The sequence below is a fragment of the Polaribacter litoreus genome (assembly GCF_054584775.1).
The window spans coordinates 1-13,988 of record NZ_JBTLRD010000017.1; the positions used below are offsets into that span (position 1 = coordinate 1).

The 13,988-nt window shown below is 29.3% G+C and carries 13 protein-coding genes; 6 read left to right on the forward strand and 7 right to left on the reverse strand.

Annotated features, from left to right (window positions below; translation table 11 throughout):
* Positions 1 to 140: 140 nt before the first annotated feature.
* The 5 genes from ACW9UN_RS13890 to ACW9UN_RS13910 all read right to left on the reverse strand — a co-directional run bounded on the left by ACW9UN_RS13890 (position 141) and on the right by ACW9UN_RS13910 (position 3,672).
* Positions 141 to 521 (reverse strand): hypothetical protein, encoded by a 381-nt coding sequence (locus ACW9UN_RS13890; protein ID WP_459486905.1) that lies wholly within the window; start codon positions 519 to 521, stop codon positions 141 to 143.
* A gap of 46 nt (positions 522 to 567) precedes the next feature.
* A complete protein-coding gene (locus tag ACW9UN_RS13895; protein ID WP_459486906.1) occupies positions 568 to 1,116 on the reverse strand; it encodes a carboxymuconolactone decarboxylase family protein in 549 nt (182 codons plus the stop codon).
* Between the two features lie 242 nt (positions 1,117 to 1,358).
* Positions 1,359 to 1,673, reverse strand: coding sequence for a thioredoxin (gene trxA, locus ACW9UN_RS13900; RefSeq protein ID WP_459486907.1), 315 nt, complete (start codon positions 1,671 to 1,673; stop codon positions 1,359 to 1,361).
* Positions 1,674 to 1,951: 278 nt separating this feature from the next.
* Positions 1,952 to 2,791: a helix-turn-helix domain-containing protein gene (locus ACW9UN_RS13905; RefSeq protein WP_459486908.1), complete on the reverse strand. Its 840-nt coding sequence runs from the start codon at positions 2,789 to 2,791 to the stop codon at positions 1,952 to 1,954.
* Between the two features lie 122 nt (positions 2,792 to 2,913).
* A complete protein-coding gene (locus ACW9UN_RS13910; protein WP_459486909.1) occupies positions 2,914 to 3,672 on the reverse strand; it encodes a DUF481 domain-containing protein in 759 nt (252 codons plus the stop codon).
* Between the two features lie 230 nt (positions 3,673 to 3,902).
* On the opposite strand from ACW9UN_RS13910, the gene ACW9UN_RS13915 reads away from it, so the two are divergent.
* On the forward strand, positions 3,903 to 4,481 hold the full coding sequence (locus ACW9UN_RS13915) for a Crp/Fnr family transcriptional regulator (protein WP_459486910.1): 579 nt from the start codon (positions 3,903 to 3,905) through the stop codon (positions 4,479 to 4,481).
* A 120-nt stretch (positions 4,482 to 4,601) separates the two neighbouring features.
* On the opposite strand, the gene brnQ is transcribed toward ACW9UN_RS13915, so the two are convergent.
* Positions 4,602 to 5,888 (reverse strand): branched-chain amino acid transport system II carrier protein, encoded by a 1,287-nt coding sequence (gene brnQ / locus ACW9UN_RS13920; protein ID WP_459486911.1) that lies wholly within the window; start codon positions 5,886 to 5,888, stop codon positions 4,602 to 4,604.
* 43 nt (positions 5,889 to 5,931) lie between these two features.
* Between brnQ and ACW9UN_RS13925 the strand changes: the two genes are divergently transcribed.
* The 4 genes from ACW9UN_RS13925 to ACW9UN_RS13940 all read left to right on the forward strand — a co-directional run bounded on the left by ACW9UN_RS13925 (position 5,932) and on the right by ACW9UN_RS13940 (position 11,490).
* Positions 5,932 to 6,717, forward strand: a complete 786-nt coding sequence (locus ACW9UN_RS13925) for an alpha/beta fold hydrolase (RefSeq protein ID WP_459486912.1) — start codon at positions 5,932 to 5,934, stop codon at positions 6,715 to 6,717.
* Between the two features lie 27 nt (positions 6,718 to 6,744).
* The gene (locus tag ACW9UN_RS13930; RefSeq protein WP_459486913.1) at positions 6,745 to 7,860 is read left to right on the forward strand and encodes a helix-turn-helix domain-containing protein; all 1,116 of its coding nucleotides are present in this window, start codon (positions 6,745 to 6,747) and stop codon (positions 7,858 to 7,860) included.
* 1 nt (position 7,861) lies between these two features.
* Entirely contained in the window at positions 7,862 to 8,971 is a 1,110-nt protein-coding gene (locus ACW9UN_RS13935; protein ID WP_459486914.1) for a helix-turn-helix domain-containing protein, read from the forward strand.
* 140 nt (positions 8,972 to 9,111) lie between these two features.
* Positions 9,112 to 11,490 (forward strand): TonB-dependent receptor, encoded by a 2,379-nt coding sequence (locus ACW9UN_RS13940; RefSeq protein WP_459486915.1) that lies wholly within the window; start codon positions 9,112 to 9,114, stop codon positions 11,488 to 11,490.
* A gap of 45 nt (positions 11,491 to 11,535) precedes the next feature.
* Here ACW9UN_RS13940 and thiL read toward each other — a convergent pair whose 3' ends face one another.
* On the reverse strand, positions 11,536 to 12,585 hold the full coding sequence (thiL, locus tag ACW9UN_RS13945; RefSeq protein ID WP_459486916.1) for a thiamine-phosphate kinase: 1,050 nt from the start codon (positions 12,583 to 12,585) through the stop codon (positions 11,536 to 11,538).
* 162 nt (positions 12,586 to 12,747) lie between these two features.
* Between thiL and ACW9UN_RS13950 the strand changes: the two genes are divergently transcribed.
* Positions 12,748 to 13,983, forward strand: coding sequence for a choice-of-anchor B family protein (locus ACW9UN_RS13950; protein WP_459486917.1), 1,236 nt, complete (start codon positions 12,748 to 12,750; stop codon positions 13,981 to 13,983).
* Positions 13,984 to 13,988 lie beyond the last annotated feature (5 nt).

Sequence of the window (13,988 nt, forward strand, 5' to 3'; positions counted from 1 at the left end):
GGTTTGGATGTCATTTTGAGCGAAGTCGAAAAATCTATGTATTTAATTATCAATAAATAAGATTTCTCCATTACAGTAGAAATGACAAATTTTAATACTTCTCAGACAGCCACTTTTTTTATAAAACTACCTTAAAAAAACTACTTTACTATTAAAGTATATTCTGGTGTTTTATTTAAAGGACAGAAATACGTGTATTCTCCCTTTTTTAAAGTTACTTTGTTAGACGTTTGTTTGGTATTGTTTTTTACCAAAGCTTTTACATACGCCTCTTTAATATGGTTTGCTTGTCCGCTTTTACCTTTTGGTTGCAATACAAATCCTACATCTTTACCAACATTGTTGTTAGCAACTTCAAAAATGTAAGTTCCTTCAGATAAGGTAATTTGTTTTTGAGTAAATTCACCTTTGGTTTGTTCTAAAGCAACTGTTTTTACAGTTTCTTTATTCATTTTATCTTGTGCATTTGTGTTGAATGCAAAACCTACTAATACTATTAAAATTACGATTACTTTTTTCATCTTTTCTATTGTTTACTTGGTGTTTGTTAATTTCTTTTGATGTTAATTATACTGTTGCCAATTCTAGAGAATGTGCTACTGGGAAATCCACAGGTACTTCTGTTGTTCTATGGAAATAATTAGTGATGGTAATTTCGCCAATTACTAAAATAGCATCTGCTAAATTTCCTTTTGTGTATCCTGCATTATAAAAATTATCGATACTTTCTGGAGTTGCTGCTCCTCTATTTATAGCAACACTTCTTGCAAATTTTGCTAATGCATCTAACTTATCGTTAAATGGAGCTACACCTCTTCTTAATTCTAAAATTTCATCTTCAGAAAAACCATTCATTTTACCAATTGCTGTGTGTGCAGATAAACAGTATACACATTCGTTTACTTGACTTACTGCTAAGTTAATCACTTCTTTTTCTTTAGCAGAGAAACTTGTTTTAGAGTTTCCGAATGCTAAAAAGTTACCTAATGCTGTTTCACTGTGTGCAAAAGAAGCATATAAGTTGGGTACAAAACCTAATCCTTTTTCTAATTGGTTAAAAATTGCTTGATTGTTTTCTGATACTTCGTTTTTTGTGGGTACATTAAATGTGCTCATAATTTCTATTTTAATTTGTTTTTAAATTTATTTTGATTGTATTCTTAATTGCATGTGCAAATTTGTTGTTGTTGATTTTGCTCATCATAGGTTTGATAACCCCAACAGTTAGGGCATTGTGTTTGTTCTATTGTTTTCATAATTATTGTTTTTAAGTTGTTTTCTTTTGATGGTACAAAGATGCAATCAACAGTAGTGTTTAAAAATGGACAAAGGTTCCTTTGGTTTGGACTGTCCGTTTTTTATTTTAATCTGTCTATTTTATCTCTTAAATTTAGTTCTGTAATTAAGCCTGTATGTCTATCTACTGGTTCTCCTTCTTTAAAGAAAATTAAGGTTGGTATGTTTCTGATGCTAAATTCTGCTGCCAATTCTTGATAATCATCAACATTTACTTTTTTAATAATTACATCGTCTTTTAATTCGTCTGTTAGTTTGTGTATTGTTGGCAATAAAGTTTGACAAGGGCCACACCAATCTGCATAAAAATCTAATACTACATTTGGATTGTTTCTAATGATGTTTTTTACGTCTGTTTGTTCTAATATTGTTTCCATTTTATTGTTTTCTATATTCCTTTTTAATTATCGGAATGTGAGTACTTGTGTTTGACACTGCAAAGATGCAACCAACATCAAGGTTTAAAAATGGACAAAGGTTCCTACTGTTTGGACAAGGAAAATAGTTGGCAAAAAAGTGCGTGAAGGATTGAACGACTTGTTTGAGCTCTTTTTTGAGGAACGAAAAAAAAGCGAGTAGTGAAAGCCTGACTTGGTCCTGAATGCTTTCAGGATAAAGGCACGCCCAAATTAGAAAAAATGAAATAAGGTATAAATTAATACTCTTTTTTAAATTGTAAAGGCGACTTAGAAATGGCTTTAGTAAAAAAACGTGTAAAGTATGCAGGATCGTTAAAGCCAAGTTCAAAAGCTATTTCTTTAACTGTTTTATCGGTATAAATTAATAAACGTTTTGCTTCTAGTAAAATGCGGTTTTTAATAAAATCTGAAGGAGTTTTTGTACCTATTTTTTGAAAGTGTTTACTGATTGATTTCGGAGAAACACCCAATCTGTTTGCATAATCTGTTACAGCATGTAATGTTTTAAAATTCTGCTCTACCAGCAAACTAAAATCTTTAAACAGACGCGTTTCTGTATCTTCTTTTATAATATGATTTTCTTTTTGTACGCGAACAGCACAAATCATAAATTGTTTTAAATAAGATTGCAACATATCGTATTGTGCAGTTTCATCTTGTTGAAACTCATCAATTAAACTCTCTAAAATAAATTGAAGCTTTTGGGTATCTTTTTTACAGGGTTTTACAAAGGGTGTTTCGTAGATATTGTTAAACAAGACTCCATTGCAGGCTACTTCTTTATCGTGGGTTTGAATGCAGTAAAAATCTCTAACAAAGGTAAGTTTATAGGCCGTTTTTATTTGTTCTGAATCTACCGTAAATACTTGACCTGGAGATAAGAAAAAAAGCACATTATCCTCGAAATTATATTGTTCGAAATCGATATTATAGGTTCCTTTTCCTTCTTGTATCCAATAAATAGAATAAGCATTTTGTTGCACAGAATGATCTATTGTACAGGCTTTTTTAAAAGCAACTTTACTAACAGAAAAAATCTCTTTAAAACTGTACTTTGTAATATCTTGTATGGCCAAATCTGGTTTTTTTTATTTGTTGGTCGTTATAAATGTATAAAGCTTAATCGTAAATTTTTGCTTGTAAGAGCATTTTTTAAAAATTGACTTCTATTGCATTTATAATAAACAAGATATTAGCGTTAAAAACTCTTTAAGGTAAAGCCAAAAGTTAAAAATTTATCTTGTTGTTTTTGATTTTCTATTACCAAGCTTTCAAATGTATGTAAATAATTAACTTTAAAATTTAAGTATTTCCAAACGGGTAATTCTAAACCAATATCAGATTGCCATCTATAATTATTACTTTTACTTAAAGAGGGTTGTACATAAGTTTCGTGAGTAATAATAACTTTTTTCTTGAATAAGTGATATTTTCCATTTAACCAAATTGTACCCCGCATTGTACTTATGCTTTCTTCTCCATTATAATCAACAATATTAAAATTGGTTTTTTTAAAGTAGGTTTTTTCGTACTCGCTTGTTAAAGAAAATTTTAACCAGTTTTTATTGCTGTTAATTATTTGATAAGTAAAACCTGCACCAAAAAGATAACGCGTATCAATTTCTCTTCTATAATTGGTGCTAATAAAACCTAAAACTAACGGATACAACTTTTTGTCTGGATTTAAGTACAAAAAGTTTAAACTTAAAAAATCTTCATCAGCTTTATCACCTCCAAAAGCTTGATAAACGTAAGAGTTTTGAGTTTTAAAAACAACATTTTTTACAGGGATAAAGCTTGCATCAGTTTTAGCTCTAAAAATAAAAGTTTCCACATTTCCTGCTTGCCAAAAGCCTGTTAAAGAAAGTTTTGCCTTTATTGTTAAGGTGTCGCTTTCGTTTATTTGGGCGTTTAAAAGAAGCGGAATTAACAATATAAAAAAAATAATTTTTCTCATTTTTTTAGGATTACTAGTGGTAAATCTATTTTAATATTTAAATGCAAAAATAAATATTTAAAACTCTGTTTTGAAGCTAATTTGTTAGTGAAAAATAAATAATAGTTATTGTGATAATGTTACAACGAGACACCTATATTTATTGTTTTGTTAATTATTTTGGATGTAATGTATATTTTTACTATATTTATTGGTGAAAAATTGCACTTTTCTTATATTTAAGAGTATTTATGGAAACTGAAGAATCAATTGCATTAGAAATATTTAAAGGTATTTCTTTTTCTGAAAAAGAGATTGCTTTTATTAATAGTAAATTTACAAGGTTAGCATTAAAAAAGGGAGATGTTCTTTTAACGCCCAATACTTATGTAAAAAATCAATATTATGTTTGTAGTGGTTGTTTGCGTTCGTATTTTATTAACGCTTCAGGTAAAGATCATACAACACAGTTTGCCATAAATGACTGGTGGATTAGTGATTATACCGCATTTTTTAGTTCTGATAAGGCTGTAATGAATATTGAGTGTTTACAAGATGCTGTTGTTTATCAATTTTCTAGAGAAAACATGCATCATTTATGCGAAAACATGCCCAAAGTAGAAATTTTTTTTAGGAAAAAAATGGAAAAGGCTTTTGCTAGTTTTCAAAAAAGAATCTTAGATTATTTGTCTCAACCAGCAAAAGAAAGATATTTAAAATTTATAAACACTTATCCGCAAATTGCAAAATCGATTAAAAACTACCACATTGCCTCTTATCTAGGTATCACTACAGAAAGTTTAAGCAGAATCAGAAAGTCAATACATTAATTTTTAATTTCTTAACATATATCAATTTATAAAATAAATAAAGAAAGTAATTTTGTACAAAATACTATTTAATAATTTCCCCCAATTTATAAATTAGTAAAAAAAAGCTTAAGTAAAATTTTACTTGAGCTTTTTGCTTTTATAAAATAGGGTATAGCTGTTTGCAATAAAAAAACTTAGCAAAGCAGGTATTACCCAGCCCAAATTATATTTTGCTAATGGTATACTACTTTTAATACCTATCAAGCTTTCTTTTGGTAGTATAAAGCCTAAAAAATCTGGAATGCTAAATAAAAAAGTAATGGCAACCACCACTTTAAATGTTAGTTTAGAGGCAAATTTATCATTTACAATATTCAATAAAATCAATACAATAGTTATTGGATATAAAAACATTAAGGCAGGTACAGCTAACGTAATGATAAAATCTACTTGATAACTACCAATAATAATTCCAACGCCACAAGCAACTACTGCAGTTATAAGATATGCTTTTTGTGAATTCTTATAAATTCCTTTCATGTAATCTGCAGTTCCTGTTACAATACCAACTGCAGTTGTAAAACAAGCCAAAGCCACCAAAACACTTAAAAAAGTAGCGCCTAAATTACCTAAAGTTTGTGTACTTAATGCTGATAAAATTTCGGTTCTTGTAGCATTTTTTGCAAAGGTTGATGAAAATAAAGAACCACTTAAAATTAAACCTCCATAAATTAACAATAACCCAATTCCTGCAATTAAACCAGCTTGCCTAATTAGTTTTCTTTTTGCATCAAATGTAGTATAACTACTATAGTTTAAAGAGATAATAATTACAGCGCCAACAACAACGCCTCCAATGGCATCAAAAGTTTGATAGCCTTCTAAAAGGCCACTTACAAAAGGTGTGGTAAATGTTGATGGATTGCTGTTTTCTGGTGATGAAAAAATGGCAATTCCAATAATGATAAGTAAAATTAAAACGATGATTGGAGTTAAAAATTTACCTATTAAACCAATTACTTTAGACCGATTTATAGCAAAAACAAAAACCAATACAAAGTAAACAATACTGGTTAATAATGGTGTTGTATCAAAAAAGGGTGCAACTGTCATTTCATGAGTAACTGCAGCGGTTCTTGGAGAGGGAATTGCAATAGCAATACTATATATTAAAAAGCAATATATAGTGCTAAAAAATGGCGATACTTTTTTACCAAAATCATATAGCGTACCTTGTAATTTTGCGTGTGCAAAAATGGCTAAAATTGGTATAGTAACTGCTGTAGTAACAAAACCCAATACTACAATCCACCAATCTAAACCAGATTTTAGACCTAAGGTTGGTGGTAAAATTAAATTTCCAGCACCAAAAAAAAGAGAAAACAAAGCAAAACCTCCAATCCAGATTTCTTTGGTTTTATTCATTATTAGATTGATTTAGATATGGAAATATACATATTTTTGTTTGATGCAAAAGTCGATCACATTTAAAAACGCAAAAATTTCTTTTTCTGATGTAGGAAAAGGAACTGCTGTAGTTTTAATCCACGGATTTTTAGAAAATTCTACCATGTGGAATAAGATTATTCCCGAAATTTCTAAAAGAAATCGAGTAATAACTATCGATTTGTTAGGACATGGCAATTCAGATTGTTTGGGTTATGTGCATTCTATGGAACTTTTTGCAGAAACTGTAGCTGCCGTTTTAAAACATTTACGAATTCGAAAATGTATTTTAGTTGGGCATTCTTTAGGCGGTTATGTTGCTTTAGCCTTTGCTGAAAAATATCCCAAAAAAATAAAAGGCATGTGTTTACTAAATTCTACATCTAATGAAGATGATAAAGAACGTAAAAAATTACGATTACGAGCCAACAAAATGATTCAAAAGAATTTTACAAATATGGTAAGACTATCTTTTGCAAATTTATTTGGACCTAACAGCAAACATAAGCATCAATACGAAATAGATTTGGCTTTACAAGAAGCACTTAAAACACCTCTTCAAGGTTATATTGCAGCAAATGAAGGCATGCGAATTCGACCAAATAGAAATTCTGTTTTAGCAGATAATGATTTTAAAAAACAGATAATAATAGGTAAAAATGATCCTGTTTTAGATTATGAAAAATCTTTAGAGGAAGCAGTAAAAACAAATTCGGAAGATGTTGTTTTTTCTAATGGACATATGAGTCATATAGAAAATACGGAAGAGTTGATTAAAACTTTAAACGATTTTTTAAAAAAATGCTAACGTTAAATTTTAAGTATATTTGATATTATGAATTACCAGTCAATAATTCCTTTTTTAGCTGTTCTTATTGTAATTCTATTTTTATTGTTTTCTGTATTTTTACTCAGTGTAAAAACAGAAAAAAAATTACCTAATCAATTATTAGCTTCCTTTTTAATAGTTACTGCAATTGATATTAGTGCATTCTTTTATCATCAACATATACAAATCCCTTTAAATTTAGAAATGTTAAGAAATAGTATTTCTGCATTTAAAAACCCATTATTATTCTTATACATTTTATCGGTTATTTATTCAAATTTTAGATTAAAATGGAAACATTTAGTACATCTTTTACCATGGATAATTACAATATTAGTTTTAATGCCAAACTTTTTTTTAGTTAGTAATGAAGCAAAAATAGAGTTTACTAAAAATTATAACACGACTATAGAAATTCAGTTTTTAGATTATTTTGGTGATTTTTTATCACTCGCTTATTTAATTGCTGAATTGTACTACATCACTAGATATCGAAAATTATTACTAGAAAACTTTACAAATAAAACTACATTTAAGAATTACAAATGGTTAAAACAATTGGCCATTTTACTCTTTATTGGTCAAGTTTTAACTTGGATAAAAAACTATGCACGCCTAAACTTATCTTTGGAGGAAACCAACTCTTTAAGAACAATTATATTAGTTTTTGGCGTTTTTTTAATTTGTTGGCTATTTTTAAAAGCGGTAAACTCACCAAAATTATTTAAAGGGGTTGATGTTAATTTAAAAACCTCAAAAGAAATAAACACTTCTAAAAATATTGAACAAAATGAAGATTTATCTGCATTAAAAAATTTTATGCTTGATAAAAAGCCCTACCTAAACCCATCATTAACCATTAGAAAATTGGCAGAAGAACTCAAAATGAATTCAAGAGATCTATCAGTTTTAATCAATCAACATTTAAACCAGCATTTTTTTGATTTTGTAAACCAATATAGAATTGAAGAAGCAAAATCGATTTTAAAAAATCCTAAAAAGAGAGAGTTTACGGTACTTGAAGTTTTATATGAAGTTGGGTTTAACTCAAAATCTTCTTTTAATACAGCTTTTAAAAAACATACAGGCACTACACCAACACAGTTTAGAAAAAATAAATAGAATGGAAAATTTAGAGCTATCAGATTTAATTGGCATTGTTTCTACCTCTATATCATTGCTTTTAGCCTTTTTTATTTTTTCTGTTGAATCTACTAATAAATTTAGTAATAAAATTTTTGCTGTTTATTTAACCTTATGTGCTTTTGAATTTACGGCTTGGTCTTTATTTATTGATATTACAAGCAATATTTTAACTTTTAAAAGCCAATTATCGTATTTGTTAATGCCAGTTTTATATCTGTATATCCTTTCTGTTTGTTATTCAGATTTTAAGTTAAGATGGAAACACTTATGGCATTTATTGCCTTATGTTATAGGAAATTTGGTGATGTTTCCTAGATTTTATTTAAGTAATTCATCAGAAAAACTTGAGCTTTTTGAAAATCATAATGAGCAATTTGAAATCATTTTTCTACATTTTTCTTTGCACATTCAATTTGCTATTTATATCATAATGGGGTTTATTGTTTTAAAAAGAGCCAAGAAAATTTTTGTAGAAAATTATTCTAGTGGCACTATAGAAACTTACAATTGGCTGTTTCAGTTTTTACTTTTTACAGGAGTTTTATACAGCTTTGCTTTCATTAAAAATTTATTTAAATATTTTGGAGACAGAGTACATTTTCAAATTTCAGAAATTATTTTAAGTATGGTTACCTTATATTTTGTTTGCTGGTATGTGCTAAAAATTCTAAAATATCCTAATTTATTTAGTGGAGTAAATTCTAAAATAGAATTGACTGGACATTTGGGTGAAAAACAAAATGAAGCAGAAAATAATGAACATATTGATAAACTTTCCTTGTTTATGTCAACAAACAAACCGTATTTAAATCCGTCTTTATCTATTAGAAAATTGGCAGAAGAACTTAAAATGAATTCTAGAGATGTATCGGTTTTAATCAATCAACATTTAAACCAGCATTTTTTCGATTTTGTAAACCAATATAGAATTGAAGAGGCAAAATCGATTTTAAAAAATCCAAACAAAAAAGAACTTACAGTTCTCGAAATCTTGTATGAAGTTGGGTTTAATTCAAAATCTTCTTTTAATACTGCGTTTAAAAAGCATACGGGTTTAACACCAACTCAGTTTCGAAAATCTTCTTAAAATCAAGTAGTTAACGTAAAGTCGAACGTTTGTAAAACAAAGTCGAACTGATTTTAACCAAAGAAATTCGTTCGACTTTGTGCTTTCGGTCGCATACAACTCGTTTCAATCGCACATTTGTAACATCAAAAACAAATACGATGAAAACTAAAACCTTATTAACTTTAATTGCATTACTATTCTCAGGAATTTTAGCAGCACAAACTATTACAGGAAAAGTAACCGATAATTTAGGTGCTATCTCTTTTGCAAATGTTATTGTAAAAGACAATAGTGCAAAAATTATTACAGGAACAACAACAAATGATGAAGGTGTTTTTAAATTAAATACCCAAAAAGGGCATTATATTTTAGAAATTAGTTTCTTAGGATATCAAACTTTAATCAAAAAAATTAAAGTGAATCAGAATCTAGATTTAGGTATTTTAATTTTACAAGAAAATGCACAAGCACTAAATGAAATTGTGGTAAAAACAGAAAAAAGAGTCATCGAAAGAAAAATAGACAGACTGGTTTTTAATGTAGAAAAAAGTATTGCTGCAACTGGTGGAAATGGTGTTGATGTTTTAAGAGTAACACCTGGTATACAATTGCAAAATAATACGGTATCTATTTTGGGTAAAGGTGCTACTCAGGTGCTAATTAACGGAAGATTATCGCCATTAATAGGAGATGAATTGGTGGCTTTTTTAAGCGGATTATCTGCTAGTGATATTGTAAAAGTTGAAGTAATTACAAATCCTCCAGCAAAATATGATGCATCTGGAAATGGAGGTTTAATTAATATTATTTTAAAAAAAGGAATCCAAAATTCTTGGAAAAATGCAACTACCATTTCTTACAATCAAAACAAATATAATTTTACAACAATTACTAATAATTTTTTCTACAACAAAAACAAAGTTTCATTATCAACAAGTATCAATGCAAACAAAGGTAATTTTGAAAATTTAGAAGGTATAGTTATAGAATATCCAAACAATCTTTGGGATATTGATATTGCTGGAAAACAACAAACAGACCAACTTTCTGGACGCTTTTTGTTGGATTATGCCTTGTCTGATAAGACTACTTTAGGTGTGCAATATTTAGGAAATACAACACAACCAAATATAGATGCTGTAACTACCTCAACTATTTTTGATACCGATAATAATTTAGAAAGAAGTTTAAAAAACAAAGCTCAAAATGATGTGGATAACAACAATCATTCTATAAATTTTCATTTGATTTCAAAACTAGATACTTTAGGCAAACAACTGTCTTTTGATGCAGATTATTTTACATTTATTTCTGATAGAAATCTAGATTTTACAACAGAACAATTTGATGTTGCAGGAAATTCTCAAGGAATTAGCTCTGCTGCACTTAACATTTCTAATCAAAAAATAGACAATTTTAGTTCTCAGTTAGATATGGATTTACCACTTAAAAAAGTAAATCTTTCTTATGGTGTTAAAGCAAGTTTTACCAATACCAATAGTGGTGTTTTGTTTTACGATACACTTTCTGGTACCCCAATTTTAGATCCAAACCAATCTACCAATTTTAAATACAAAGAAAATGTATTGGCTGCTTATTTTTCTGGAAACACAAAACTAAATGATAAACTAACCCTACAATTTGGGCTGCGTTTTGAAGACACAAAAACAACAGGAATAAGTGATGATTTAAATCAAGAAAACAAAAATAACTACAGTAAGTTTTTCCCAACTTTATACCTTTCGTATGCTAAAAATGACAACAATAATTTTAATTTTTCTTACGGAAAAAGAATCAATAGACCCAATTTTAGAGATTTAAATCCGTTTCGTTTTTACATTAACGACAATAGTTACAGTGTTGGTAATCCGTTTTTACAACCTTCTTTTTCAGATAATTTTGAAATTTCTCACTTATATAAAAACAAATGGAATACAGGTTTTTCTGTAAATATTACTACAGATGGCTTTGGCGTATTTTTTAACACAGACATCTCCAATCAAGATCAAATTGTAACTAGAGAAAATTATTTTAAAAAGTACACCTATCAAATCCAAGAAAGTTTTTCTTTTAGCCCTATTTCTTGGTGGAAAACCCAAAATGATGTTAGACTTTTGGCACACATCACAAAATTAACTAAAAATATTGATGCAGATATAAATGATGGAATTCAGTTTTATGCTGCGTCTAACCATACTTTCTCTTTAAGTGAAAACACAAAATTACAAGCCAATGCTTGGTATAGTTCTTTTCATAATGATGGTTTGTTTAGTCTTGGAGAAATGTTCCATTTATCATTTGGGCTACAACACAGCTTTAAAAATAACATCAAATTATCTATGTTATTTAGCGATGTTTTAAACACAGGTAGTTTAAGAGATTACAACTCTACAGTAAATAATATCGACCAAAGTTATCGTCAAAATGCAAGTTCTAGAAATTTAAGAGTTTCACTTTCTTATGATTTTGGAAACAAAAAAGTAAACGTAAAAAACAGAGCTTTTAGTAATGATGATGAACAGAGAAGGAGTAATTAAGTGATAATTTAACATCAGTAAAAGAGAAGCAAATTTGTTTCTCTTTTATTCCTTGTTCATCGAATTCCAACCCTGAGCTTTCAATTCAATTTCTTGGTTGGCTCTGGTAATTAATTGTAAACCTTGTTTTTCTTCTGTAATATGGCCAATAATAGAAAAATTAGGATTTCCTTTTATGTTATCGAAATCAGCAATTGGCACAGTAAATAGCAATTCATAATCCTCACCACCACTTAAGGCAACCATGGTAGAATCTAATTCAAATTCCTCGCAAGCAGAAATTACTTGTGGATCTAAAGGCAGTTTATCTTCATAAATTTTACAACCTACTTTACTTTGTGTACAGATATGAAACAGTTCAGATGATAATCCATCAGAAATATCAATCATAGCAGTTGGCTTCACCTTTAATTCACGTAAAATTCCGCTAATATCTTTTCGTGCTTCAGGTTTTAACTGGCGCTCAATCAAATAGGTATAATTATCTAAATCTGGTTGATTGTTTGGGTCTACCTTAAAAACTTGTTTTTCTCTTTCCAAAACTTGTAAACCCAAATATGCAGCGCCTAAATCGCCAGTAACCACAATTAAATCGGTTTCTTTAGCTCCATTTCTATACACAATATCTTCTTTATTGGCTTTACCAATAGCAGTGATTGAAATCAACATTCCTTTTGTTGATGAAGTTGTGTCTCCTCCAATCAAATCTATCTTATACGTATTACAAGCCAATTGAATTCCTGCATACAATTCTTCTATTGCTTCTAAAGGAAATCTGTTAGAAACTGCAATAGAAACCGTAATCTGTTCAGCATCTGCATTCATGGCATACACATCAGATAAATTTACCATAACAGCTTTATAACCCAAGTGTTTTAAGGGCATATAACTCAAATCAAAATGAACACCCTCAATCAATAAATCAGTAGTTACCAAAGTCTGTTTTTCTGATGCATCAAGCACAGCAGCATCATCTCCAACCGCTTTAACTGTTGATGAATGATCAACTTTAAAATATTTTGTAATATGATTGATTAAACCAAACTCTCCAAGTTCAGCTAATGATGTTTTTTGTGGATTTTTATTTGCTAGCATGCTGCAAAGATAGGTACATTCTTAAAAATGAAAGAAGTACTTTAACAGAGATTTTTTTATAGAATTTGATTATTAAGTTCTATTTTTGGGTAAAAAGCAGATTCATATACTTTACAATACCAAAACAGCGTTTATAAAGTATAGCGTTTTAAAAAAATAATAATGAAAAAAGTCTTTTTAATAGTGCTGTTAATTATTGCAGGTTGTACCAAAAGTAATATAGATACACCAACTTTAGAAATAGATGACCCAACAGCAATAACACCTTTAGCAAAATGTGAAAACGGTTTTGCTGGAGAGTATCCATGTAAGGATTATGATTTAGTAGCTACACTTTCGTTAGCAGACTTAGATCCAACAGCAATATCAACAACCGCTCTCAATGGAAACGATTCTTGGGGTTGGACAGACCCTTCTACAGAAAAAGAGTATGCTTTGGTGGGTTTAAACTCAGGAGTTTCTTTTGTTGATATCAGTAATCCTGTAGAGCCAATTGTTGTCGGTTTTTTACCTACTGCTACTCTTCCTAGCGATTGGCGAGATGTAAAAGTATATCAAAATTATGCCTTTGTTGTAAGCGAAGCTGCAAATCATGGTATGCAAATATTCGATTTAACAAAACTCAGTAACGTTACAAATCCGCCTCAAATATTTTCTGCGGATGCCACCTATACAGGTTTTGGTAACGCACACAATATTGTACTCAACGAAAATGAAGGCTATGTATATCCTGTAGGCACAAGTAGAAATGGTATCTATAAAGGAGGTCCATTATTTATTAATATTCAAAATCCTTTAAACCCTGTTGATGAAGGAGGTTTTTTAAATTATTCTCATGATGCTCAAGTAGTAACCTATGATGGACCAGATGCAGAACATGTTGGTAAAGAAATTTTAATTGGCAGTAACGAAACAGAAGTAGTTATTGTTGATATTTCTGATAAAGCCAACCCAATTAAATTATCATCAATAGCTTATCAAGATGTTAGGTATACTCACCAAGGTTGGTTTACAGAAGATTTTAAATATTTTTTATTGGGTGATGAGCTAGACGAACTAAGAGCTGGTTATAAAACCAGAACTATTGTTTTCGATTTTACAGACTTAGATAACCCTGTTCATTATTTTGATTATGTAACAGACAATTCGGCCATAGATCATAATGGCTATGTAAAAGGCGATTTATTTTACCAAGCAAGCTACACAGCAGGTCTTAGAATTATAGATATTGCTAACATCGAAAATAAAAACCTTACAGAAGTTGGCTTTTTTGATACTTATCCAGAAAGTGATGTAACCGCTTTTAGTGGCGCTTGGAATGTTTATCCTTATTTCGAAAGTGGAATTATCGTTGTTAGTGATATTCAAAAAGGATTATTTCTTCTTAAAAAATCTTAATAAAA